Source organism: Streptomyces sp. NWU339 (assembly GCF_003143855.1).
Lineage (GTDB): Bacteria > Actinomycetota > Actinomycetes > Streptomycetales > Streptomycetaceae > Streptomyces.
The window spans coordinates 141,374-163,415 of record NZ_QFRK01000013.1 but is presented as its reverse complement, the minus strand read 5'-3'; the positions used below and the strand labels follow the sequence as shown (position 1 = coordinate 163,415).

Annotated in this window: 21 protein-coding genes, 7 tRNA genes and 3 pseudogenes; 20 read left to right on the top strand and 11 right to left on the bottom strand. The window is 70.8% G+C overall.

The features are described 5' to 3' along the window. Positions 1–8: 8 nt before the first annotated feature. Complete coding sequence (locus tag DIZ27_RS18380; protein ID WP_109379506.1) at positions 9–1,397, bottom strand: serine/threonine protein kinase; 1,389 nt, start codon at positions 1,395–1,397, stop codon at positions 9–11. A 196-nt stretch (positions 1,398–1,593) separates the two neighbouring features. On the opposite strand from DIZ27_RS18380, the gene DIZ27_RS18375 reads away from it, so the two are divergent. The 4 genes from DIZ27_RS18375 to DIZ27_RS18360 all read left to right on the top strand — a co-directional run bounded on the left by DIZ27_RS18375 (position 1,594) and on the right by DIZ27_RS18360 (position 3,858). Next, complete coding sequence (locus tag DIZ27_RS18375) at positions 1,594–1,824, top strand: hypothetical protein (protein WP_109379505.1); 231 nt, start codon at positions 1,594–1,596, stop codon at positions 1,822–1,824. Between the two features lie 271 nt (positions 1,825–2,095). Next, the gene (locus DIZ27_RS18370) at positions 2,096–2,305 is read left to right on the top strand and encodes a hypothetical protein (protein WP_109379504.1); all 210 of its coding nucleotides are present in this window, start codon (positions 2,096–2,098) and stop codon (positions 2,303–2,305) included. Between the two features lie 259 nt (positions 2,306–2,564). Next, a complete protein-coding gene (locus tag DIZ27_RS18365; protein WP_181383572.1) occupies positions 2,565–3,497 on the top strand; it encodes an aminoglycoside phosphotransferase family protein in 933 nt (310 codons plus the stop codon). A 79-nt stretch (positions 3,498–3,576) separates the two neighbouring features. Continuing rightward, positions 3,577–3,858 carry a zf-TFIIB domain-containing protein gene (locus tag DIZ27_RS18360; RefSeq protein ID WP_109379502.1) on the top strand — a complete coding sequence of 94 codons (282 nt, stop codon included), beginning with the start codon at positions 3,577–3,579 and terminating at the stop codon, positions 3,856–3,858. A 55-nt stretch (positions 3,859–3,913) separates the two neighbouring features. Here DIZ27_RS18360 and DIZ27_RS18355 read toward each other — a convergent pair. The 5 genes from DIZ27_RS18355 to DIZ27_RS18335 form a co-directional block, all read right to left on the bottom strand. Further along, positions 3,914–3,988, bottom strand: a tRNA-Val gene (locus tag DIZ27_RS18355). A gap of 43 nt (positions 3,989–4,031) precedes the next feature. Beyond that, positions 4,032–4,103: transfer RNA gene (locus DIZ27_RS18350), tRNA-Val, on the bottom strand. A gap of 19 nt (positions 4,104–4,122) precedes the next feature. After that, positions 4,123–4,194: transfer RNA gene (locus tag DIZ27_RS18345), tRNA-Val, on the bottom strand. A 1-nt stretch (position 4,195) separates the two neighbouring features. Then, positions 4,196–4,269 (bottom strand) — tRNA-Cys (locus tag DIZ27_RS18340). Positions 4,270–4,305: 36 nt separating this feature from the next. Then, positions 4,306–4,378 (bottom strand) — tRNA-Gly (locus tag DIZ27_RS18335). A gap of 155 nt (positions 4,379–4,533) precedes the next feature. Here DIZ27_RS18335 and DIZ27_RS18330 point away from each other — a divergent pair. Genes DIZ27_RS18330 through DIZ27_RS18320 form a run of 3 tightly spaced genes read left to right on the top strand, consistent with a single transcriptional unit; the run spans position 4,534 to position 7,287 of the window. Beyond that, positions 4,534–5,580 (top strand): chorismate-binding protein, encoded by a 1,047-nt coding sequence (locus tag DIZ27_RS18330; protein ID WP_109379501.1) that lies wholly within the window; start codon positions 4,534–4,536, stop codon positions 5,578–5,580. Between the two features lie 2 nt (positions 5,581–5,582). Next, a complete protein-coding gene (locus DIZ27_RS18325; protein WP_109379500.1) occupies positions 5,583–6,404 on the top strand; it encodes an aminotransferase class IV in 822 nt (273 codons plus the stop codon). 52 nt (positions 6,405–6,456) lie between these two features. After that, positions 6,457–7,287 (top strand): GNAT family N-acetyltransferase, encoded by an 831-nt coding sequence (locus DIZ27_RS18320; protein ID WP_109379499.1) that lies wholly within the window; start codon positions 6,457–6,459, stop codon positions 7,285–7,287. Between the two features lie 60 nt (positions 7,288–7,347). Here the strand turns inward: DIZ27_RS18320 and DIZ27_RS18315 are convergent, their stop codons facing one another. Continuing rightward, positions 7,348–7,866, bottom strand: coding sequence for a DsbA family protein (locus DIZ27_RS18315; RefSeq protein WP_109379498.1), 519 nt, complete (start codon positions 7,864–7,866; stop codon positions 7,348–7,350). A gap of 239 nt (positions 7,867–8,105) precedes the next feature. On the opposite strand from DIZ27_RS18315, the gene DIZ27_RS18310 reads away from it, so the two are divergent. Both DIZ27_RS18310 and DIZ27_RS45755 read left to right on the top strand, forming a co-directional pair. Beyond that, positions 8,106–8,555 (top strand): hypothetical protein, encoded by a 450-nt coding sequence (locus DIZ27_RS18310; protein ID WP_109379497.1) that lies wholly within the window; start codon positions 8,106–8,108, stop codon positions 8,553–8,555. A gap of 192 nt (positions 8,556–8,747) precedes the next feature. Then, the gene (locus DIZ27_RS45755; RefSeq protein ID WP_181383571.1) at positions 8,748–8,900 is read left to right on the top strand and encodes a hypothetical protein; all 153 of its coding nucleotides are present in this window, start codon (positions 8,748–8,750) and stop codon (positions 8,898–8,900) included. Positions 8,901–9,047: 147 nt separating this feature from the next. Here the strand turns inward: DIZ27_RS45755 and DIZ27_RS18305 are convergent, their stop codons facing one another. Further along, a complete protein-coding gene (locus DIZ27_RS18305) occupies positions 9,048–9,608 on the bottom strand; it encodes a CGNR zinc finger domain-containing protein (protein WP_109379496.1) in 561 nt (186 codons plus the stop codon). Positions 9,609–9,894: 286 nt separating this feature from the next. Beyond that, positions 9,895–10,308, bottom strand: coding sequence for an SsgA family sporulation/cell division regulator (locus DIZ27_RS18300; RefSeq protein WP_004002642.1), 414 nt, complete (start codon positions 10,306–10,308; stop codon positions 9,895–9,897). Positions 10,309–10,499: 191 nt separating this feature from the next. On the opposite strand from DIZ27_RS18300, the gene DIZ27_RS18295 reads away from it, so the two are divergent. The 9 genes and pseudogenes from DIZ27_RS18295 to DIZ27_RS18255 all read left to right on the top strand — a co-directional run bounded on the left by DIZ27_RS18295 (position 10,500) and on the right by DIZ27_RS18255 (position 16,355). Then, on the top strand, positions 10,500–10,961 hold the full coding sequence (locus DIZ27_RS18295; protein WP_109379495.1) for a TIGR02611 family protein: 462 nt from the start codon (positions 10,500–10,502) through the stop codon (positions 10,959–10,961). A gap of 78 nt (positions 10,962–11,039) precedes the next feature. Continuing rightward, positions 11,040–11,111, top strand: a tRNA-Val gene (locus DIZ27_RS18290). 365 nt (positions 11,112–11,476) lie between these two features. Next, positions 11,477–12,820 (top strand): ABC transporter substrate-binding protein, encoded by a 1,344-nt coding sequence (locus tag DIZ27_RS18285; RefSeq protein ID WP_375231980.1) that lies wholly within the window; start codon positions 11,477–11,479, stop codon positions 12,818–12,820. After that, positions 12,820–13,581, top strand: a pseudogene (locus tag DIZ27_RS18280) (carbohydrate ABC transporter permease); the annotation flags it as partial. The gene DIZ27_RS18285 and the pseudogene DIZ27_RS18280, both read left to right, overlap by 1 nt. A 241-nt stretch (positions 13,582–13,822) precedes the next feature. Beyond that, positions 13,823–15,112, top strand: coding sequence for an RNA-guided endonuclease TnpB family protein (locus DIZ27_RS18275; RefSeq protein WP_109379494.1), 1,290 nt, complete (start codon positions 13,823–13,825; stop codon positions 15,110–15,112). Positions 15,113–15,129: 17 nt separating this feature from the next. Further along, positions 15,130–15,273 (top strand): annotated as a pseudogene (locus DIZ27_RS47140) (ABC transporter permease); the annotation flags it as partial. Positions 15,274–15,295: 22 nt separating this feature from the next. Then, a pseudogene (locus tag DIZ27_RS18265) lies at positions 15,296–15,741 on the top strand (Tat pathway signal sequence domain protein); the annotation flags it as partial. Positions 15,742–15,782: 41 nt separating this feature from the next. Beyond that, positions 15,783–16,244 carry an SRPBCC family protein gene (locus DIZ27_RS18260; RefSeq protein WP_109379493.1) on the top strand — a complete coding sequence of 154 codons (462 nt, stop codon included), beginning with the start codon at positions 15,783–15,785 and terminating at the stop codon, positions 16,242–16,244. A gap of 39 nt (positions 16,245–16,283) precedes the next feature. Further along, a tRNA-Val gene (locus tag DIZ27_RS18255) sits at positions 16,284–16,355 on the top strand. Positions 16,356–16,433: 78 nt separating this feature from the next. Here the strand turns inward: DIZ27_RS18255 and DIZ27_RS18250 are convergent. After that, positions 16,434–17,159 carry an exonuclease domain-containing protein gene (locus tag DIZ27_RS18250; RefSeq protein ID WP_109379565.1) on the bottom strand — a complete coding sequence of 242 codons (726 nt, stop codon included), beginning with the start codon at positions 17,157–17,159 and terminating at the stop codon, positions 16,434–16,436. Between the two features lie 349 nt (positions 17,160–17,508). On the opposite strand from DIZ27_RS18250, the gene thrS reads away from it, so the two are divergent. Both thrS and DIZ27_RS18240 read left to right on the top strand, forming a co-directional pair. Beyond that, complete coding sequence (thrS, locus tag DIZ27_RS18245) at positions 17,509–19,485, top strand: threonine--tRNA ligase (RefSeq protein WP_109379492.1); 1,977 nt, start codon at positions 17,509–17,511, stop codon at positions 19,483–19,485. Positions 19,486–19,574: 89 nt separating this feature from the next. Beyond that, positions 19,575–20,123 (top strand): HIT domain-containing protein, encoded by a 549-nt coding sequence (locus tag DIZ27_RS18240; protein WP_109379491.1) that lies wholly within the window; start codon positions 19,575–19,577, stop codon positions 20,121–20,123. A gap of 58 nt (positions 20,124–20,181) precedes the next feature. On the opposite strand, the gene DIZ27_RS18235 is transcribed toward DIZ27_RS18240, so the two are convergent. Beyond that, positions 20,182–21,837 (bottom strand): hypothetical protein, encoded by a 1,656-nt coding sequence (locus DIZ27_RS18235; protein WP_109379490.1) that lies wholly within the window; start codon positions 21,835–21,837, stop codon positions 20,182–20,184. Between the last annotated feature and the right edge of the window lie 205 nt (positions 21,838–22,042).

Below are 22,042 nucleotides of genomic sequence, written 5' to 3'. Positions count from 1 at the left end.
GTCGGTTCCTAGCCGCTCCACCCCTGCCCCTGCTGGGTCCGCACGCCGTTGCCGCCGCTGTTGCCGTCGTCGCCGAGTCCGTGGGCCGGGCCCTGGCAGCCCTGCACCAGGGCGATGCCGACCGCGACGACCAGCGTCACCACGACGAACACGAACAGCCGCTGCCGGAGCAGCCGCGGATTGGCCGGCCGCAGCCCGCCACCCGCCGTCCGGGGTCCGGGACGACGGGAGCCGGTGCCCGACCGGGTCGGGTTCTGCGACCCCGACGTGGACCGCGGGCCGGACCGGGACGGCGTACCACCGCGCGAGGCGCCACCGCGTGACGGGCCGCTCCCGCGCGCCGCGGGCACCCGCCGGTCGCCGCGCCGCGGCGACGGTCCGCTCCCGGCCGGAGCGGCACCGCGTCCGGCGGACGCCCCGGACGGCGGGGGAGTGGCCCGGCCCCCGGGCGTGCCCTGCTGACCCGGGGCCCGGCGCTGCACGCGGTCCGGATGGGTCCCGGACTGCCGCCCGGTCATCCGCTCCGGCTCCGCGCCGCGGGGTGCGGGCGGACGTACGTCGGCGAATCCCTGGCCCTCCCGTGCGGCGATCTCCTTGAGCCGCAGCGACAACTGGAGGGTGCTGGGCCGCTCCTCGGGGTCCTTCGCCAGACAGGCGCGGACGAGCGGCGCCAACGCGTCCGGGACATCGTGCAGATGAGCCTCCTCGTGCACGACGCGGTACAGCATCACCTCGGAACTGCCGTGCCCGAAGGGCGAGTCGCCCATCGACGCGTACGCGAGCGTGGCGCCCAGCGAGAACACGTCCGTGGCCGGGGTGACGGCCGCACCGCGCACCTGTTCCGGGGCGAGGAAGCCGGGGGAGCCGACCGCCGTACCGACGTGGGTGAGCGTCGAGGCGCCGGTGGCCCAGGCGATGCCGAAGTCGATGATCCGCGGTCCCTTCGGGGACAGCAGGATGTTGGACGGCTTCAGGTCCCGGTGCACCACCCCGGCCTCGTGCACGGCGACCAGCCCCTCCGACAGGGCCGCGCCGACCGCGGCGACCTCGGCCGCGCCGAGCGGCCCCTCGTCGGCGACCCGGTCGTGCAGCGACGGGCCGGGGACGTACTGCGTGGCGAACCACGGCCGGTCCGCGTCCAGGTCGGCGGCCACCAGGCGGGCCGTGCACCCGCCGCGGATTCGGCGCGCGGCGGAGACCTCGCGGGCGAACCGCGAACGGAACTCCTGGTCCTCCGCCAGATCGGGACGGATGACCTTCAGCGCCACCCGCTGCCCCTTCTTGTCGGAGCCCAGGTAGACGACGCCCATCCCGCCCGCACCGAGTCGCCGGTGAAGTCTGAAAGAGCCGACGACGCGCGGGTCCTCGCGCCTCAGGCGCATCATCGCCATGTTCATCCCCGCTGCCCGGTCCTGTGACGTGCCTCAGCTTACGTTTCCCCGGGCTCCCGTGCGCAGAGGCCGCGCCCTCTCGTGACGACGGATTGTCAGTGGTGGGTGGGAAACTTGAAGAGTGGTCGGGGAAGGCGCGAGCAGGCCGGGCCCGCGCCCGAGCATGATCCCAACCACTTGACACCGAAGGGGGATTGATCAAGTGAAGGGTGATCGTGTGGAGATAGTCGTGGACGCGGGGGACACGACGCGGACGTACGAGGTGGTGGCGAGCAGGGCGGGCCGCAGGGTGGAGACAGCGGTGCGCCGGGGCGTGGTGGAAGTGAGTGAAGTCACGCGTACGGGCTCGGTGGTGCGGACCGCCCGTTTCATGGCGAACCGCGTGCTCGCGCTGGTCGAGCAGCCGGTACCGAGGGCGGACGATTCCGAGTAGGCGAGGGGACGGGCGGGGCGTCCCCTCGGGGATGTCCCTGATACGGAGGAGTCCGTCTCCACCCAGGGGAGTACGCCGCAGGGCATGGCTCATCCTCCGGGAGGCCCGGTAATCGGTACGAGGGCATGACGTCCGGGCGGCGCCGGGCCCCTAGATTTGAGATCGAGCGGCGGGTGCGGTACTCGTCCCCCGAGGTCGGACGCCCGCCGCTGCCAAGGCGCACAAAGACACCTGAAGCAGCATGACAACAGAAACGGTCAGGAGAGGGGCCATGGCCCACACGGCACCGCGGACACTCGTCCGCACGCGGGTACAGCAGGCGGGCACCGCCGCGTTCCGCCCGCGCCGCGAGGGCCGTCGCCACCCCGTGGTGGCGACGCTCATGGCCCTCCCCCTGGCGGTCCTGCTCCTCCTCGTCTTCGACGGGTGGGAGACGGTGGCCACACAAGCGTCGTCCGTGGGCGAGATGCTGGGGCGCTGAGCGGCGACCCCAGGCCCGGAAGAGCGGTCCGGGCGGGGACATCCACCCATGAAACCCCGTGGGGACGGGGGTGCGGCGGACGGCACAAATGCCGGCGCAGCTGGGGAGCTGCGCCGGCACTTTCTTGCGCCTGAGCCGGCGCGTACAGCTGCCTCGTCACTGCGGTGAGCCGTGTCTCTGCTTCCCCCCTCGCACGACCGGCGCCAACGTCGGCCACACCCCCGCATACCCTCTCCCCAGGCCGCACCCAGGGAGTCCCGTGACAGCCACCACCCTCCTTCCCGAACTCACCGCCCGGGCCGAAGGCATCGCCCACACCCGCACCCCCACCTGCCCCTGCGGGGCGACCGGCACCCTGGCCGACCGCGCGGACGGCACCGTCGTCCGGCACGCGGACACCGTCGCGAAGGCCCATGCCCCGGACGCCGACGCCGGTGAGCTGGCCCGGCGCCTCACCATTTCCGCCGGGCTCCCGGACGTGTTCCTGCCCTCGCTCGGACCGGCACCGGTCGACCTGCACGGACGCCTCGTGACCTTCTGGCCGTACGGCAGCCCGGTCGACCCGGACGATCCCGACGCCGCCCCCTGGGAGGCCGTCGGTACCCTGCTCGCCCTGCTGCACCGCGCACCCGTGCCCGAGTCGGCGCCGGACATGCGCGGCCCCCTCAAGGCGGCCCGTGCCGTTGCCGGGCTCCGCGCCGTCGGCGATCACCCGGCTGTGGCTCCCGTGCTGTGGGCCTGGGCGGCCCTGCCCGCCTGGGCGCGCGCCGAGGCCCCCATGCCGCAGCCGGCCGCCCTGTGCCACGGCGATCTCCACCTGGGCCAGCTGGTGCGCCTGCCCGAGGGGCCCTGGCGGCTGATAGACATCGACGATCTCGGCGTGGGCGCCCCGGCCTGGGACCTCGCACGCCCCGCGGCCTGGTTCGCCTGCGGGCTGCTGCCGGGGGAGGAATGGCTACGGTTCCTCGACGCCTACCGGGCCGCGGGCGGAACCGCGTTCGGCCCGGGGGACGACCCCTGGGCCGTCCTGGACGTCCCGGCCCGCGCCCTCACCGTGCAGACCGCCGCGCGAACGGTCACCAAGGCCGTGGCGGAGGGGCGGGACCTGGACGAGCTGGACCGTGCCGTGGTCGACGCCTGCCGGCGAATGGCCGCGATCCCGGGCCAGTTGACGCACAAGTCGACGAAGTAGGCTGCAACCGACCGCAGCCGGACAGAGTCTGTCCTGGCGAAACACGAAGCAGGGCCGACCGGCGAGGAGTTGACCGAACATGCAGTGTCCGAAGTGTCGTGCGCCGATGCACACCTACAACCGCAACGGTGTTCAGATCGAGCAGTGCAGCGGCTGCCGAGGCATCTTTCTCGACTACGGCGAACTCGAGTCGCTGACCCGGCTGGAGTCCCAGTGGTCCCAGCCCGCGCCGCCGCCCGTGCCGCCCGCCCCGCAGGCGTACCCGGCGGCGCCGCAGCCCGCTTGGGGCGCCCCGCACGGCGGTCACCACTACGGCCACCACCGGAACAAGGGCTTCGGCCGCATGCTGTTCTCGTCCTGATCGCACCCCGAGGACGACGGAACCCCCGGCCGCTGAACGGCCGGGGGTTCCGGGGTGGTGGACGATACTGGGATTGAACCAGTGACCTCTTCCGTGTCAGGGAAGCGCTCTCCCGCTGAGCTAATCGTCCTCGGGACCACGATCGCTCCGAGGAGCGGATCACGGACGGTGCGTGCGCGATACTGGGATTGAACCAGTGACCTCTTCCGTGTCAGGGAAGCGCTCTCCCGCTGAGCTAATCGCGCGGAGGATCCGAAGATCCAGTGGACGATACTGGGATTGAACCAGTGACCTCTTCCGTGTCAGGGAAGCGCTCTCCCGCTGAGCTAATCGTCCATGGAGGTGGAGACGGGATTTGAACCCGTGTAGACGGCTTTGCAGGCCGTTGCCTCGCCTCTCGGCCACTCCACCAGGAGTGTGGGGGCCCGGGAGGCCCCCGTTCCTTCGAGCGGACGACGAGGTTCGAACTCGCGACCTCAACCTTGGCAAGGTTGCGCTCTACCAACTGAGCTACGTCCGCCTGTCGATCCGGTCCGTTTCCGCGTCCCGGCGACGTGGTGAACTCTAGCGGATTCCGGGGCCAGTACAAAAACCCGTTTGTGCAGCGTGCTGCGCTGCGCCCGCCCGCGGACACGGCCAGGTCACCTCGGCGTCCCCCGCCATAGACTCGACGACGTGCTCGATCTCCCACCCCTCGCCCGTTTCGGCAGCCGCGTGGCCACCGGACTCCTCGACGTCACCGACGATCCCGCGGCACTGGATTCCCGTGGCTTCTGGGCCGTCTGCGCGGACTTCGAGGGCCGTCTGACCTGCGCACGCTTCCGGGACGTCCGCGAGCAGCCGGTGCCCGCGCCGGTGCCCGGCGGCTGGCGGGGGCCCGCCGTCGGCGACTGGACGTCCTCCCTCGACTACAAGGCGTACGTGGCCGGCGTCCGGCGCATCCGCGAGCACATAGCCGCCGGCGAGGTGTACCAGGCCAACCTCTGCCGGGTGCTTTCCGCCCCCGTCCCGGCCGACGCCGACGTGGACGCCCTCACCGCCCTGCTGGCACGCGGCAACCCGGCCCCGTACGCGGGAACGATCCGCCTGCCCGGACACGGTGTGGAGATCGCCACCGCGTCACCCGAGCTCTTCCTGAGCCGCGCGGGGCGGACCGTCGAGTCCGGGCCGATCAAGGGCACCGGGCGCACCGAGGCCGACCTCCTGGACAAGGACCACGCCGAGAACGTGATGATCGTGGACCTCGTCCGCAACGACCTCGGACAGGTCTGCGCCACCGGCAGCGTCACGGTGCCCGACCTGTGCGTCGTCGAGAAGCATCCGGGGCTGGTGCACCTCGTGTCCACGGTGCGGGGCGAACTGCGGCCCGGGGCCGGCTGGCCCGACCTGTTCGCCGCCGCTTTCCCGCCCGGCTCCGTCACCGGCGCGCCCAAGTCGAGCGCCCTGCGGATCATCGGCGCCCTGGAACGGGCGCCCCGCGGTCCGTACTGCGGCGGCATCGGCTGGGTCGACGCCGACCGGGGCACCGCCGGGCTGGCGGTGGGCATCCGCACCTTCTGGATCGACCGGCGGGCGGACGGCACCGCCGTGCTCCGGTTCGGCACCGGCGCCGGCATCACCTGGGGCTCGGACCCGGAGAGGGAGTGGCGGGAGACCGAACTGAAGGCGTCCCGGCTGCTCGCGGTAGCGTCGGGCGGGCACGAGGTGAGTGAAGGGACCTAGAGGTGAAGATCTGGCTCGACGGCGGGCTGCAGGACACCGAGTCCGCCCGCGTTTCCGTCTTCGACCACGGACTGACCGTGGGCGACGGCATCTTCGAGACGGTGAAGGCCGTGAACGGCAGGCCGTTCGCGCTGACCCGGCATCTGGACCGGCTGGCCCGCTCGGCCCGCGGCCTCGGCCTGACCGAACCCGACGCCGACGAGGTCCGCCACGCCTGCGCGGCCGTCCTCGAGGCCAACCCGATGCCGCTCGGCCGGCTGCGCATCACCTACACCGGCGGCCACGGCCCCCTCGGCTCCGACCGCGGCGAACACGGCCCGACGCTCCTCGTCGCCCTGGGCGACACCACCCGCCGTCCCGACTCCACCGCCGTGATCACCGTCCCCTGGACCCGCAACGAACGCGGCGCGCTCACCGGCCTGAAGACCACCTCCTACGCCGAGAACGTGGTCGCCCTCGCCCGTGCCCGTGAACAGGGTGCCTCCGAGGCGCTGTTCGGCAACACGGTCGGCCGGCTCTGCGAGGGCACGGGCTCGAACGTCTTCGTCGTCCTGGACGGCGAGATCCACACCCCGCCGGTCGCCTCCGGCTGCCTCGCGGGCATCACCCGGGCGCTGGCCGTCGAGTGGACCGGCGCGGCAGAGACTGATCTGCCGATGGACGTCCTCCAGCGGGCCGACGAGATCTTCCTCACCTCCACCCTGCGGGACGTGCAGGCCGTGCACCGTGTCGACGACCGTGAACTGCCGGGCGCGCCGGGCCCGGTGACCGCCAAGGCCATGCGGATCTTCGACGAGCACGCCACGGCCGACCTCGATCCGTGAGCGCGCGGAAATTCGGCTGACCCGACGGGCCGCAGTGGGTAGAACCCCGGTGATGACCACGACCCTGCGGCCGACCGAGCCGCTCCAGCAGAATCCTGACGGCACGCGTTCCCGCCGCTACCAGGTGTGCGTGAACAGCCGTCCCGTCGGACGCGTACGACTTGGCATCGAGCCTGCCCTGGGTGACGCCGTGGCCCGCATCATGAGCCTGCGGATAGAGGAGCCGGACCGCGGACGCGGCCGGGGCACGGTGGCCGCGCTCGCCGCCGAGGAGATCGCGCGGAGCTGGGGCTGCCGCCGCATCGAGGCGAGCGTCCCCGCTGACTCCGGCACTGACGCCGCCTTCCGCCTTGCCACGGCGCTCGGCTACGTCGTACGCAACTACGCCATGGAGAAGGCGCTGGGCGACGCCCCGCCCGCCCTGCCGGAGGGCAGCCGCGCACGGCCGATGACCGACGCCGAGTACGGCCCGTGGTCCGCCAAGAGCGAGGCGGACCACGCGCGGAACCGGATCGAGCGCGGCGTTCCGGAGGCCAGGGCGCGGGCCATGGCGGCCGAGAACCATGCCGCCCTGCTGCCCGACGGACCCAGGACCGAGGGCATGCTCCTCAGCGTCCTCGAACACCGGGGCACGCCCGTGGGCACACTGTGGCTCGCGGTGCGGGGGGAGCGTGCGTACGTGTTCGACGTCGAGACCGCCGCCGCGCACCGCGGCCAGGGGCACGGACGTTCCCTCATGCTGCTCGCCGAGGCCCAGGCGGTCGCCGCCGGGAAACCGGCCGTCGGGCTCAACGTCTTCACGGGCAACACCCCGGCGGAGCGGCTCTATACGTCACTCGGCTACCGGACGACGCGGTACGCGATGTACAAGCACCTGCTGTGACGGGCGGCCCACGCGGGAGGCGGAGCCGGTTCGTGGGGGCCGGGCGGCCCCGATCCGCCCCTACTGCTCGGCCAGCAGCCGGTCCGTGATCTCCTCGATGCGTTCGCGCAGACCCTCCTGGCTCTTGCCGCCGTCGAGGCGCTCGCCACCGATGACATAGGTCGGAGTGCCGGTCACCCCGATCGCCTTGCCCTCGGCCTGGTCCGCGTCCACGATCAGGATGTGCCGGCCGTCGATCAGCGCGGTGTCGAACTCCTCGGCGTCCAGTTCGAGTTCCCGGGCGACCCGGACCAGGAAGGGCTCTCCCTCACGGGCCAGCTCCTCGACCCGTCCCAGCACGGCCTCGGCATACGCCCAGCCCTGCCCCTGCTCGACCGCCTCCTCGACGGCCTGCGCGGCGGCGAAGGCGTGCTTGTGCTTCTCCAGCGGGAAATGCCGCAGCCGCACTTCCAGACGGTCGCCGTAACGGGCACGCAGGGCGCGGAGATCGTCGAGGGCGCCGCGGCAGTCCGGGCACTGCAGCTCGCACCACACGTCGAGAACGGGGGCGGCGGCACGGTCGGGGGAGGAGTCACTCATGGCCGACAGTCTCCCAGCCCCGCCCCACAGCACCCAATCGGATCTCGGACGATCGTCCGTACCGGGTCCGACGAGGGAGTACGGCGCACCGGCACCTGGGGAGGAGCCGACCCGGAGATGTCCCTGATCTGCGATCGGAGCATGGCCCGACGGGGTCCGGAAGGTGCAGGATGGAAGGGCACGGAGTGCCTGTCGCCACGTGCCCGTCGCCACCGAACCGACTCTGCCTGGAGGACCGGATGATTGCCGAGACCGTCTGTGCCGCCGTCTCCGCGGCAGGCATGGGCATCGCGCTGGTCACGGCGTGGCGCAAGCGCTTCCTCGCCGCGACCCGCATCGCCGCCTACTCTCTCGTTCCCATCGGCCTGGTGATGACCGGCGTCGTCAAGTGGCTGGCCGACACCGCCTTCAGCCCCACGGCCTGGGCCGGCTTCGGGCTGCTGGGCCTGGCCTGGGTGCTGTTCATGACCACGCGAGCGGTGGAGCGCCGTCGCGGCGGCACACGCGAGGAGCGGAAGGGACGCAAGGAGCGTCGCTCGGCCGAGGCGGCCGCTCAGCCCGGGGCGGTGGCCCCGAAGGCCTCGGCGCCCTCACTGGGCCAGGGCTCCCGCCCGGCGTCCCGGCCCGCGGCCGGGGGCGACGACGACTTCAGCGACATCGAGGCGATCCTCAAGAAGCACGGCATATGAAGGTGCCGCTCCGCAGGTGACGGGTGTGACGCGGGGCCGGGCCCGGGGAAACGGCTGAAACGTCACAGTCAGTCCCGGAACACCCGTAAACGATCGCGATTCGGGCGGTAGATCACGGAATCGGTGAACTCGCGTTCACTACCTGAGTGGTGATCGCGTCGGGCGCTTCCGATGCGTCATGATCGCCGCGAGATGCTGGACACGACACAGAGCGAGGCCGCGCCGCCGCAGGAAGAGCCGCGCGGATGCCTCTTCGCCCTTTCCCAGCCACCGCTGATGATCTTCCTTGCGGTGATCGGGTGTCTGCTGCTCACGGCTGCCCTGCACGACCTGCTGTGGCTGTGAGCCGTACCCGCGGTACCCGGCGCCACCCGTCGGGACCGCGTCGGCACGGCATCGGTTTCCTTCCCGTACCTACGCCGGGCCTGCCGGGTCCATCAGGCCCGGCCGTGTCCCGGGTCTGCCGTACGCCCGGCCCGGGGAGCCCGGCGGTCAGCCCGCCGCCTCCTTGCGCCGCGCGCGGTATGCGGCGACGTGCAGGCGGTTGCCGCAGGTGCGGCTGTCGCAGTAGCGGCGCGAACGGTTGCGGGAAAGGTCGACGAAGGCGTGCCGGCAGTCCGGGGCCTCGCAGCGCCGCAGCCGCTCCCGCTCACCGGCGACCACGAAGAAGGCCAGCGCCATTCCGCAGTCCGCGGCCAGGTGGTCGGTGATCGAGGCGCCGGGAGCGAAGTAGTGCACATGCCAGTCGTAGCCGTCGTGGTTCGTGAGCCGGGGCGTGGTGCCCGCGGCCGCGACCAGTTCGTTGATCAGTTTGGCGGCGGTGTGGGCGTCGGGAGCGGCGAAGACCGCCGCGAACCGTCCGCGGAGCCTGCGCACCGCCGACAGGTCGAACTCCGTGAGTACCCCGACCTCACTGACCTGGTGCGAGTGCACGAAGCTCTCGAGCGCCGCGACGTCCGGCAGTCCGTCCGGTGCCGAGTCGTCCTCCGGTGCGGTGTTCACCAGATCCACCACGGTGTCCAGCGCGCACCGGGTGTCGTGGGTGATCAGCACGATTCGCTCCCTGGCCTGAGGGTCGGGCGGGCGCCCGCCGATGCTGGCCGATGGTAGTGGCTCCTGCGGCCCCCGACCGCTGTCCGGCCCGCGCATGGCGTCGAAACGCGACGCGGGAAGGCCGGCCAGGGCTCCCGATCACCCGCCCGGCCGGGACGTGGGCGCAACACAACGGCGCCGCCCGCGGTGCCCCGCGGCGTCGGCGCCGGTGTGTGCCGTCGCACGGCTGTCAGGGCCCGCGCCGTCTCCCCGAGTCGACGGCGCCGGGCGGTTCGGTGAGCCCTCCCTAGCTTTCCGCCAGGATGTGTGAGAGCTCCTGATCGAGATCGAAGTGCCGGTGTTCCGTGCCGGGAGGCACGGCGGCGTCCGTGCGCTTCAGGAAGGACTCCAGAGCCCGTGCCGGGGCCTCGAGCAGGGCCTCTCCCTCCGGGGAGCTCAGGGCGATGCAGACGACGCCCTGACCATGACTGCGCGATGGCCAGACGCGGACGTCGCCGGTGCCCGTGGGACGGTGAAGCCCCTCGGCGAGGAGGTCGCGGGCGAACACCCACTCGACGGTTTCCTCGGCTCCGGTGTGAAAAGTGGCGTGCACGGCGTAGGGGTCGGCCGTGTCGTACCGCAGGCCTGCGGGGACAGGCAGGGAGGACTCGCTCGACACAACGAGGCGCAGGTGCAGCTCGCAGCTGACCGTGGTGTTCATAAGCGCCAGGGCCTTTCGCTCAGTGTGCGCTCGGGGATTCGCACGTCGGCGAAATCGACATGCCACCTACGGTGCCGTTGTAAACCCCTCTGGGTGTTTTGCATCGGTATACGTAACTCAACCGGCCGAGAGGCCGTTCGCCCGGTGCGCCCGTTCCGGTGACAGGATCGTCTCCGGTAGTGTTTGGCGGTATGAACACGGGGAGTGACTCACCCGGCGAGGCGGCCATGACGGCGGATCGGGCGGGGACGGACGGGGCGGACCAGGTGAAGGACGAGCGCGCGCTGGGCTCGCGGGCGCCGGCGTTCGTCCAGGCGCGGCGCGCCCTGCACCTGAGCTGGCAGGTCGGCGTCTTCATCGTGGGACTCGCGGTGGTGGCGGCCGGGGCCGCCATGCTGGTGCTGCCCGGGCCGGGGTGGGTGGTGATCTTCGCCGGCATGGCGATCTGGGCGACGGAGTTCGTCTGGGCCCAGTTGGTGCTCCGGTGGACCAAGCGCAAGGTCACCGAGGCGGCGCAGCGCGCCCTCGATCCACGGGTGCGGCGCCGGAACATCATCCTGACCTCGATCGGCTTGGTGATCGCGGCCGCGTTGACCGGGGCCTACCTGTGGAAGTTCGGCCTTGTGATGCCCTGGAAGATCGAGAACCAGTGAGCCGGGGCGGGGTGCGGCGACCGGCCCCCCGCCCGTCACGGGCACTGGCTGACATGGGGTAATGTTCTTCCTGCGTCCGGGCGATTAGCTCAGTGGGAGAGCGCTTCGTTCACACCGAAGAGGTCACTGGTTCGAACCCAGTATCGCCCACCGGATAGCGGTACGGCCCGGCTCACCGACGGTGAGCCGGGCCGTACCGCGTTTGCGCACGGGGACGGCGCGACCGTCCCGTCCGTGTCGTCTGTGGCGCCCTTCATTCAACCGTGACCTTCCCGGGTCCGTGTTCCGGCGAGCCCTTCGGTGTTCGGTCCGTCGGTCACGCCCGCGCAGACCTGGGTCCTTCCGCCCCCCGCCCTCGTGGGGGAGTGGAGGTCGTCGCCGGCCGCGCTCGATCGCCGCGCCCGGCAATTCCTGTCCGAATCATTGACGCGCCCGTGGGCCCTCCGTACCTTGTGCCAGCAAGCGCTTACTTGAAACGATTCATGAGGTGGATGCGACGTCGCGGGGAGGCTCGTATGCGGCAGGGCGAGAACGGCGAAAAAAGCGAGAACGGCAAGAACGGCGAGAACGCGGAGGGGTGGGCTGAGGGGCGGGTCGGGAGGCGGGCGGTCCTCAGGGCTGCGGGCGCCTCGCTGGCCGTCGCGGGCCTGGGTGCCACCGCCACCGCCTGCGGTGGCGGCAGCGGCTCGGGAGGCGGGACGGTGACGCTCCGTTACTCGTGGTGGGGTGCCGAGGACCGGGCCGAGCGCATCAACAAGACCATCGCGCTGTTCGAGGAGAAGTACCCGAAGATCAAGACCGACTTCCAGCCGTACACCGACTTCTGGAAGAAGTTCAACACGCAGGCCTCCGGGGGGAATCCGCCGGACGTTTTCCAGAATGCCGTCGGATTCCTGCGTAAATACGACGCGAAGAACATTCTGCTCGACCTCAGCGGGCAGGTCGAGGCCGGCAACCTCTCCATGGACGGATTCCGGGCGGGCCTGGAGAAGTTCGGTGAGATCGACGGCAAGCTCCTCGGCGTGCCCGTGGGTTCGAACTCGATGGCCCTGGTCATCGACAAGCCCGTCTTCACCCGCGCCGGTGTCACACCCGAGCAGGGCTGGACCTGGGACGACTTCGACGGGGCGATGGCGAAGGTCCGTGACAGAACCGGGCGGGCCGGGGACAGCGGCATGTACGGGGTCATGTACCTCTACGACCTGTATCTGCGGCAGAACGGCAAGGCGTTCTTCACCGAGGACGGTCTGGGATTCACCGAGGCGGATCTCACCCGGTGGTGGACCAAGGCCGAGAAGGGCGTCAGGTCCGGCCTGTTCGCCGACCCGAGGAAGGTCTCCCAGATCAAGCCCAAGGCGGCGCTCTCCGCCGAACTCGCCGGAAGCGAGTTCACCTGGGACAACTTCACCGTCCGCTACACCTCCGAGGGCAAGAGCGAGTACGGTCTCGCGCCCATTCCGACCACGGACGGCAAGAGGACCGGCCAGTACCTCGGCTCCCTGATGCTGAGCGCGTCCAAGCGCACCCGGCACCCCGAGGAGGTCGCCCGGTTCATCGACTTCATGGTGCATGATCCCGAGGTTGCCAAGATCATGGGATACGACCGCGGTGTGCCCGCGACGCAGGCGCAGTACGACGCTTACCAGCCGACCGACCCGGTCAACAAGGCGATCGCCGCCTACGAGGAGTCCCTCGTCGACGCGGGCGTCCTGGAGCCCATCACCCCGCACCCGAACGGCGCCGACATCTGCGAGGCCGCGTTCCTGCGCATCGCGGAGGAACTGGGCCTGGGCAAGCGCTCCGTGGCGGACGCCGTCAAGCAGTTCTTCACCGAGTCGAAGACGGCTCTCGCCGGCTGATGGGAACCGCGGTGACACACGCCCCTGCGGCGGAGGCCCCGACCCGGGACCCCGAGCCGCGGCACGGTCCGGTGAAGTCCCCGCGCCCCGCCGCCCTGAAGCGGTGGGGCCGCCGGGAGAACCTGGCCGGCTACCTCTTCATGTCCCCCTGGATCGCCGGGTTCCTGCTGCTGACGGCAGGCCCGATGATCGCCTCCCTGTACTTCGCGTTCACCGACTACAACCTGTTCGACGCCCCCCGGTGGATCGGCCTGGACAACTTCTCCGAGATGTTCGCCGACCCGCGCTGGCGCCACTCGGTGCGGATCACGCTCTGGTACGTGGCCGTCGGCACGCCGATCAAGCTGATCGCCGCGCTCGGGGTGGCGTTGCTGCTGGCCCGGAAGCGGCGCGGGCAGGCCTTCTACCGGGCCGCCTTCTACGCGCCGTCGCTGATCGGGGCGAGCGTCTCCGTCGCCATCGTGTGGAAGGCGATCTTCTCCGACGACGCGATCGTCGACCGCGCGCAGAAGCTCTTCGGCATCGACGCCGGCGGCTGGACCGGCGACCCGGACCTGATCATCTACAGCCTGGTGGCGCTCACCGTCTGGCAGTTCGGCGCCCCCATGGTCATCTTCCTGGCCGGCCTGAAGCAGGTGCCGCGCGAGCTGTACGAGGCGGCCGACGTCGACGGGGCGGGCAGGCTGCGGCGGTTCTGGAGCATCACCCTGCCGATGATCTCCCCGGTGCTCTTCTTCAACGTCCTGCTGGAGACCATCCACCTTTCTTGTCGGGCAGGGTGCCCGGTCCCTTCAGGGCCGGGGTGAATGCCCGTTCCCGTGAAGCGGGGCAGAGGACGGCCGCATCGCCTGCAGGGCGACGCGGCGTCCGGGTGGAAGCGGCGAGTTCGACCACAAGCAGGTGCGGCATGCGCGGCTGTGGGCGATGAGGGCCGGTCGCTCGTTCGGGTGAGCCTGACCGGATGCGCAGAGCGGGGCGGGTGGCGGGGCTAGGTTCGGCGGCATGTCACGTTTCCGGATGTACCCGACGGCCGCGCAGGAGCAGCGGATGCTGCTGCACTGCGCGCACGCCCGGTACGTGTGGAACCTGGCCGTCGAGCAGCACGCGCACTGGAAACCGGGGCGCAGGTCCGCGCCCGGGTTCGCGGAGCAGTGCCGTCAGCTCACCGAGGCCCGGCGGGACAACGCGTGGCTGCGTGCCGGGAACGCGGAGGTGCAGCAGCAGGCGTTGCGGGACTTCGCCGGGGCCAAGGCCGCCCGGTTCGCTTACGGGTTCGGCGAGCCGACCTGGCGGAAGAAGTTCGTGCATGAGGGCTTCCGGGTGATCGGCACCGACCGGGTCCCGGAGTTCCATCCGGACGGCACCCCGCAGCTGAACGCCAGGACCGGCAGGCAGGTCATGGGCCGCTCGGTGGTGGTGCGGAGGCTGAACCGGCGCTGGGCGCGGGTGAAGGTGCCCGGCTGCGGCTGGGTCCGCTTCCGCCTCACCCGCGCCGGGCTGCCGCAGGCGAAGACGTTCCGGGTCACCTTCCGCAACTACCAGTGGCACATCGCCTTCGCCGTGATCCCCGAACCGGTCGAGGCGCCCGGCACGGGGGAGGTCATCGGCATCGACCGGGGCGTGACGATCACCGCCGCCTTGTCCGACGGGCGGAAGCTGAACTGCCCGCGGCTCACCACCCGGGAGCGGGCCCGGGTCCGCAAGCACCAGCGCCGTGCGGCCCGCGCCCCGAAGGGCAGTGACCGCAAGCGGGACGAGTACGCGAAGGTGGCCAGGATCAAGGCCCGGGAGGCGGCCCGGCGCAAGGACTGGTGCGAGAAGACCTCCACCCTGCTCGCCCGCACCTACCACCTGATCCGGTTCGAGAAGCTGAACGTCAAGAACATGACCGCCTCCGCTAGGGGCACGGTCGAACAGCCCGGTACCCGGGTGCGGCAGAAGGCCGGGCTGAACCGGGCGATCCTCGCCCAGGGCTGGGGCCTGCTCCGTCGCCGGACCGGGGAGAAGGCCCCGGGCCGGGTCGAGGACGTGCCCGCCCCGTACACCTCGTTGCGGTGCAGTGCCTGCGGCTGGATCGAGAAGGACTCGCGCAAGAGCCAAGCCGAGTTCGTCTGCGTCTCCTGCGGGTTCGGCTGCAACGCGGATGAGAACGCGGCGGTCAACGTCGCGGCAGGACAGGGCGGGATCCCCCGCCCCCGGCGTACAGCCGGTGCCGGAGGGGTGACAGCGGCCACCGGCCGCTCGAGCGCCCGTGAACCTCGACCCACCCGGGTCGGAATCCCCCTCCTTTAGGAGGGGGAGGATGTCAATCCTTCCAGATCTTCAGCTCGGCCTACATCGTCGGCGGTGGCGCCGGAGGCAAAGCCTGCGGTCCTGCGGACGGCACGATGGTTTATACCTGTTATCTGTACGTCCAGGGCTTCGAGAACAGCCGGATGGGCCCGGCCCCCGCGGACGACAACCTTCCGGCGCAGACTGCCCGGCTCACTGGCCTGGCACCTCGGGCGTCGGCTCGCCCGCTGGCCTGACGGCTCCCTTAAGTGGACCGCACACGCCGTGAGTTCGGGCTCCGGCACACTCACCCTCACCGTCGGCAGCCCCGCAGCACCGGCGAAGAAGGCCACCATCGGCAAACACGGCAGCGCCATCGGCATATCGACCGGAGTCATCACCGCGAGGATCGGCAAGTTCGGCGCCACGATCAGCAAGTCTGTCACCCGCTGCTCGACCGAGATCGCCAGGAACGGACGCATCGTCCTGCTGCGTCAGCCCGAGTCCGAGTTCGAGGAGGCGACCAGTCCACCGTCAGGGCCGAGCGCTTCGACGGTAAGCACCGCAAGGGGCAACGCAGTTGGCTCCCCTTCTCTATTCGTCTCTACTTCTACGTGGGCGCCGATTCCTTTCGCATGATGCACACCATAGGGAACCGCACGACGCGGGCGCGGGCGGGCACACTCCGTCCATGGACCGGAACCATTACCGCTTCCGCAGTCTGTGGACCCTGCCGGCGCCCGCGCCCGCCGTGTACCGCGCCCTGGAACGCGTCGAGGACTATCCCCGCTGGTGGCCGCAGGTGAAAGAGGTCACCCGGCTCGCCGACACCGCCGGCGGGGGCGCGGGGATCCTCCGGATCCGCTCCGTGCTGCCCTTCTCCCTGGTGACGACCGTGCGGGAGACGAGGCGCGACCCCGCAGCCGGAATCCTGGAAGTCGCCCTGTCCGGGGACATCGACGGCTGGGCGCGCTGGACCGTCACCCCCCAGGGCTCCGGCGGCACCCTCGCCCGCTACGCCCAGGAGGTCGACGTCCGCAGACCCCTGCTGCGCCGCCTCGCCCGGCCGGGACGGCCCGTCTTCCGCGCGAACCACGCACTCATGATGCGGGCCGGGCGGCGCGGTCTGGCCGCCCACCTGCAAGCGGTTTGAACCAAGCGCGCCCGGACCTGTATTGTTCACTCCGTTCCCGGGCGATTAGCTCAGTGGGAGAGCGCTTCGTTCACACCGAAGAGGTCACTGGTTCGAACCCAGTATCGCCCACCGGGAAAGCCGGTCCGTCACAGGCGGACCGGCTTTTTGTGTGCCCCGACCCGTGTCCACGCGCTCCTGGCCGGTGCCTCACGCAGCCGTCGGCAGGCCCGGGCGCAGCGGCCAGGCCGGGTCCACGGCCTCCTCCGAGCCGCTACGGGCGAACCAGGACGTCAGGCCCCGAGCCTGGCCCGCGTGCCACACCGCCTGCAACATGTGGAGCTCGCCGGGGGACAGGCGCTCCAGCCGGGACGCGAAGCGTCGGCCCACCGCACGGGTGACCTCCAGCGCCGCCGCCGCACCCGCCTCCGCGCCGGGCGCGTCCTGCGCCGGGACGCCGTAGAGCGCACACAGGTCGGTGAGCGTGCGGCCACCCTTGCGGTAGCGGTCCAGATGCCTGTCGAGGACCTGAGGGTCCAGCACCAGCAGCGGCGTCCGCTCGAACCAGCGGCTCAGCGGCGCGGCCCGATGACGGCGCAACTCCCGGTCCAGCAGGGTGAGGTCGAACGGAGCGTTCATCACCACCAGCGGCCGGCCCACTCCCGCCTGCTCGGCCAACGCCTCCGCCACCTCGTACATCACCGGTGCCGGCCAGCGGCCGTTGCGCTGCAGATGCTCGTCCGTCAGCCCGTGCGCCTCCGCCGCCGCGGCCGGCACCGGCACCCCCGGGTTGACCAGCCAGCGGCTGACCCGCGGCCGGGTGCCCGGTGAGTCCTGGACGACGACGGCGGCCGACACGATCCGGTCGGTTTCGGCGTCCACCCCCGTCGTCTCCGTGTCGAAGGCGGCCAGCGGCCCCTCGTACCAGCACCTCATACCCACCAACCCCTCGCGCACCATCGGCAGTTGACGCCCAGTCCGCTGCCCGTTCCGGTGATACCCGGTCGGTGCGCGCCGTACGCGGGCACCGGCGGCTCCGTCGCTGCCCGTCGCTGCCCGTCGCCGCCCGGCTCCGTGCGGCCACGGGTGCTCGCGAGGGCCGGGCCGGATACGCGCCGACCACGCTCAGTGAGGGCCCGTACCGCACCCGGTACGGGCCGGCGAGGCCGAGCGGGCCGGCCGCGAGGAATGATTTCGCACCCGACCGGTTCGGGTCGGTACGATCGCACCCGTGCGTGCGCTCAGGTATGGCGCCGCAGCCAAAGCCTTCAGTCAGGAGAGACCGGTGTCAGACGTCCGTGTGATCATCCAACGCGATTCCGAGCGGGACGAGCGCGTGGTGACGACGGGCACCACGGCCGCCGAGCTCTTCGCAGGCGAGCGCTCGATCATCGCGGCGCGGGTGGCCGGTGAGCTCAAGGACCTCGCCTACGAGATCAAGGACGGCGAGACCGTCGAGGGTGTCGAGATCTCCTCCGAGGACGGCCTGAACATCCTGCGCCACTCCACCGCGCACGTCATGGCGCAGGCCGTGCAGGAACTGTTCCCCGAGGCCAAGCTGGGCATCGGCCCGCCGGTCCGGGACGGCTTCTACTACGACTTCGACGTCGACAAGCCCTTCCACCCCGATGACCTCAAGGCCATCGAGAAGCGCATGCAGGAGATCCAGAAGCGCGGCCAGCGTTTCTCCCGCCGTGTGGTCACCGACGACGAGGCCCGCGAGGAGCTCGCCGACGAGCCGTACAAGCTGGAGCTGATCGGTCTCAAGGGTTCCGCGTCGCACGACGACGGCGCGGACGTCGAGGTCGGCGCCGGCGAGCTGACGATCTACGACAACCTGGACGCCAAGACCGGCGAGCTGTGCTGGAAAGATCTTTGCCGCGGTCCCCACCTGCCGACCACCCGGAACATCCCGGCGTTCAAGCTCATGCGCAACGCCTCGGCGTACTGGCGCGGCAGCGAGAAGAACAAGCAGCTCCAGCGGATCTACGGCACCGCCTGGCCGACCAAGGACGAGCTGAAGGCGCACCTGGAGTTCCTCGCCGAGGCCGAGAAGCGCGACCACCGCAAGCTCGGCAGCGAGCTCGACCTGTTCTCCATCCCCGAGCAGATCGGCTCCGGCCTCGCCGTCTTCCACCCCAAGGGCGGCATCATCCGCCGGGTCATGGAGGACTACTCGCGGCGCAGGCACGAGGAGGAGGGCTACGAGTTCGTCTACACCCCGCACGCGACGAAGGGGAAGCTCTTCGAGACCTCGGGCCACCTGGACTGGTACGCCGACGGCATGTACCCGCCCATGCAGCTCGACGAGGGCGTGGACTACTACCTCAAGCCCATGAACTGCCCGATGCACAACCTGATCTTCGACGCGCGCGGCCGGTCGTACCGTGAACTGCCCCTGAGGCTCTTTGAGTTCGGCACGGTCTACCGCTACGAGAAGTCGGGCGTCGTGCACGGTCTGACCCGCGCCCGCGGCTTCACCCAGGACGACGCGCACATCTACTGCACCCGCGAGCAGATGTCAGAGGAGCTCGACAAGACCCTCACCTTCGTCCTGAACCTGCTGCGCGACTACGGCCTGACCGACTTCTACCTGGAGCTGTCCACCAAGGACGAGACGAAGTTCGTCGGCACGGACGAGGCGTGGGAGGAGGCCACCGAGACCCTCCGCCAGGTCGCCGAGAAGCAGGGCCTGCCGCTGGTCCCGGACCCGGGCGGCGCCGCTTTCTACGGACCGAAGATCTCCGTGCAGGCCCGCGACGCCATCGGCCGCACCTGGCAGATGTCGACGATCCAGCTCGACTTCAACCTGCCGGAGCGCTTCGACCTGGAGTACACCGCCGCGGACGGCTCCAAGACCCGCCCGGTCATGATCCACCGCGCGCTGTTCGGCTCCATCGAGCGGTTCTTCGCGGTGCTCCTCGAGCACTACGCGGGCGCCTTCCCGGCGTGGCTGGCGCCGGTGCAGGCGGTGGGCATCCCGGTGGGCGACGCCCACGTGGAGTACCTGGAGAAGTTCGCCGCCGACGCGAAGAAGCAGGGCCTGCGGGTCGAGGTGGACTCCTCCTCGGACCGCATGCAGAAGAAGATCCGCACGCAGCAGAAGCTCAAGGTGCCGTTCATGATCATCGTCGGTGACGACGACATGAACGCGGGCACGGTGTCGTTCCGCTACCGCGACGGTTCGCAGGAGAACGGCATTCCGCGTGACGAAGCGCTGGCGAAGCTCGTTGACGTGGTGGAGCGTCGCGTTCAGGTGTGACGTGGTCCCCGCCGACGCGGGGATCGGCCCCCGGGGCATCCCCCGGGGGCCTTTGCCCTTCCCCCACAGCTACGCCATATGCTGCACGCATGACGAGTGAGCCGGAGCAGCAGTTGGGAGTGGGCACGCAGGACGCGTTCCAGCGTCTGTGGACGCCCCACCGGATGGCCTACATCCAGGGCGAGAACAAGCCGAGCGGCCCGGGTGCCGACGACGGCTGTCCCTTCTGCTCCATCCCGGCCAAGTCCGACGAGGACGGGCTGATCATCAAGCGCGGCGAGCTGGTCTACGCCGTGCTCAACCTGTACCCCTACACGGGCGGCCACCTGATGACGGTGCCGTACCGCCACGTCGCCGACTACACGGACCTCACGGCGGGGGAGACGGCGGAGCTCGCCGAGCTCACCAAGCAGGCGATGAGTGCCCTGCGCAGTGCCTCCGGCGCCCACGGCTTCAACATCGGGATGAACCAGGGCACCGTGGCCGGCGCGGGCATCGCCGCCCACCTGCACCAGCACATCGTGCCCCGCTGGGGCGGCGACACCAATTTCCTTCCCGTGATCGGCCACACGAAGGTGCTGCCGCAACTGCTGGGCGACACCCGCAAGATGCTCGCGGAAGCCTGGCCGACGGAGTGATCCGCGGCTGACGCCCGTACCGGCGGACGCGTACGTCTCCGGCCGCACCGCCGGAGACCTACGCGTCGTACACGTCGGCCTTCTTGGGCACCGCTTCCTGGATGGCTCCGCTCAGGCCCGCCGAGCGGGCACCGAACTTCTCCGTGTCCACGCCGTTCTCCTTCAGCACCTTGATCGCCGCCGAGTGCACCGCCCGCAGGACCGGTGTGGCGGCGCGCAGCGCGTCGTCGGCCATGAAACGGTGCCGCCACGGCTTGTCGGCCCAGGCGTGCCGCAGGCCGAAGGGCTCGGGCAGCGAGAGCTTGCCGCCCAGCCAGTACAGCAGCGGCGGATACCAGGTCAGCGGCGCCCGGGCGGCCAGGCGCACCACCTCGTCCGTGTCGACCAGGGGGAGCTTCACCGTCCGGGTCTCCCAGAACCTGACCGACTTCTGGACCGTCTTCTCCTTGGCCGCCGGCTTGGTCGTGAACAGGGAGTGCACCGGTCCCAGGGCGTGCCCGGTGACCTCGATGCGCAGCGTCTCGTGCAGCACCGTCACCGTGATCAGCATGGTGAGGACCAGCTGGCCGTCCCACAGCGTCCACTGCACGCCCAGGTAGTGCCGGTCGCCCGCGCCGAACTGCTGGTTGTTGCAGATCTCCTGTATGGCGTGCTGCTTGACCTGGTACGCCTCGACGTCGGTGCCCTCGGGCCGGGACACCCCGTCCGCGTTCTCCCCGATCGGGGTGACGATCCAGTGCCGTACCGACGGCTTGGGAAAGCCGCCGGTGTGCAGCGGACCGCGCTCCAGCATGCGCAGCCGGTCGTGGATGGCCTTGATCACGTCCCAGCTGCGGAACGGGTTGATCTCCCGGTCCGGGTCGATCGGTATGAGCTCCTCGGCGAGCTGCCAGCTGCCCCAGCGCGTGCCCATGCCCAGTATCCCCTTGGGCCCGGCGTAGAACACGGAGTTGGACTGCTGTTCGGCACTGAGCCGGGCCAGCGACTGACGCAACTGCTCGGCGGCCGTCTCACCGGGGCTGCTCGGCACCGCTTCGGGCACCTTGGCACCCACGCTGCCGCCGGAGAGCAGACTGCTCCAGCGCTCCCTGAGGTCCCGCGCCGTGCGCTCGCAGATCCGCTTGGCCCAGAACCAGCCCACCACCGGGGCGACGACCGACGCGCGCGCGTACCAGCCCCAGAACCCGTCGAAGGGCATCCGGAGCAGGAAGATCACCGCGAGGACGCCCACCGCGACCAGGAGCGTGGTGGCGAGCGCGCCGGCCCGCTTGTCCTCGCGTTTGGCGATGGTGGTGCGGATCTGGAAGACCAGCAGCCACACCAGCAGACCGGGCAGGAACAGCAGGCCGCACAGCACCATCACGGCACTCAGCCAGTTGTCCCGATCCCGCCGGATGCGGTGCGCCGCGAGGCTGTGCTCCACCACCACCTGGGGGTGGGCGCCGAAGGACTGGACGAGTGGTGCCCGCCCGGAGCCCAGCATCCGGTCGATGATCGCCCGGGAGAACGCCTCGCCCAGGTTCGGCCGGAACAGCGCGATCCTGGGCTTGTCGACGGACGACTTGTGCCACTCGTTGTTGGCCTTGAGGATCTCCTCGGCCTCGTTGTCCCGGTAGGCCGCCGAGGCCAGCGCGAACGTCGGGGTCTGCCCCTCGTCGCCGGTGCGTGGCACCTGCGGACCGAAGAAATCCGCGTAACCGCCCTCAACGGTCATTCCCGCCCCCGATCGCCGCGACTGTCGTCTTGCGGCCTTCCCGACTTCCTTGCCACGCACACCTGTTGATCTGGACTTCAGAGTATCCGCAGCCACCGGTGTCCGTCGGTGGACGGCCGAAAGCCGCCTGCCGGGGCGGCGGCCGGCGCTCCGAGGGCGCGTCCGGAGGGCCCCCGGGACTCCGTGCGCCCGGGGCTCGCGCGGG

Excerpts from the sequence above, each read along its gene's own strand:
- DIZ27_RS18380 (WP_109379506.1), bottom strand. The coding sequence starts at position 1,397 with ATGAACATGGCGATGATGCGCCTGAGGCGCGAGGACCCGCGCGTCGTC.
- DIZ27_RS18370 (WP_109379504.1), top strand. The coding sequence starts at position 2,096 with ATGGCCCACACGGCACCGCGGACACTCGTCCGCACGCGGGTACAGCAG.
- DIZ27_RS18360 (WP_109379502.1), top strand. The coding sequence starts at position 3,577 with ATGCAGTGTCCGAAGTGTCGTGCGCCGATGCACACCTACAACCGCAAC.
- DIZ27_RS18320 (WP_109379499.1), top strand. The coding sequence starts at position 6,457 with ATGACCACGACCCTGCGGCCGACCGAGCCGCTCCAGCAGAATCCTGAC.
- DIZ27_RS18315 (WP_109379498.1), bottom strand. The coding sequence starts at position 7,866 with ATGAGTGACTCCTCCCCCGACCGTGCCGCCGCCCCCGTTCTCGACGTG.
- DIZ27_RS18310 (WP_109379497.1), top strand. The coding sequence starts at position 8,106 with ATGATTGCCGAGACCGTCTGTGCCGCCGTCTCCGCGGCAGGCATGGGC.
- DIZ27_RS45755 (WP_181383571.1), top strand. The coding sequence starts at position 8,748 with ATGCTGGACACGACACAGAGCGAGGCCGCGCCGCCGCAGGAAGAGCCG.
- DIZ27_RS18300 (WP_004002642.1), bottom strand. The coding sequence starts at position 10,308 with ATGAACACCACGGTCAGCTGCGAGCTGCACCTGCGCCTCGTTGTGTCG.
- DIZ27_RS18295 (WP_109379495.1), top strand. The coding sequence starts at position 10,500 with ATGAACACGGGGAGTGACTCACCCGGCGAGGCGGCCATGACGGCGGAT.
- DIZ27_RS18285 (WP_375231980.1), top strand. The coding sequence starts at position 11,477 with ATGCGGCAGGGCGAGAACGGCGAAAAAAGCGAGAACGGCAAGAACGGC.
- DIZ27_RS18275 (WP_109379494.1), top strand. The coding sequence starts at position 13,823 with ATGTCACGTTTCCGGATGTACCCGACGGCCGCGCAGGAGCAGCGGATG.
- DIZ27_RS18260 (WP_109379493.1), top strand. The coding sequence starts at position 15,783 with ATGGACCGGAACCATTACCGCTTCCGCAGTCTGTGGACCCTGCCGGCG.
- DIZ27_RS18250 (WP_109379565.1), bottom strand. The coding sequence starts at position 17,159 with ATGAGGTGCTGGTACGAGGGGCCGCTGGCCGCCTTCGACACGGAGACG.
- DIZ27_RS18240 (WP_109379491.1), top strand. The coding sequence starts at position 19,575 with ATGACGAGTGAGCCGGAGCAGCAGTTGGGAGTGGGCACGCAGGACGCG.
- DIZ27_RS18235 (WP_109379490.1), bottom strand. The coding sequence starts at position 21,837 with ATGACCGTTGAGGGCGGTTACGCGGATTTCTTCGGTCCGCAGGTGCCA.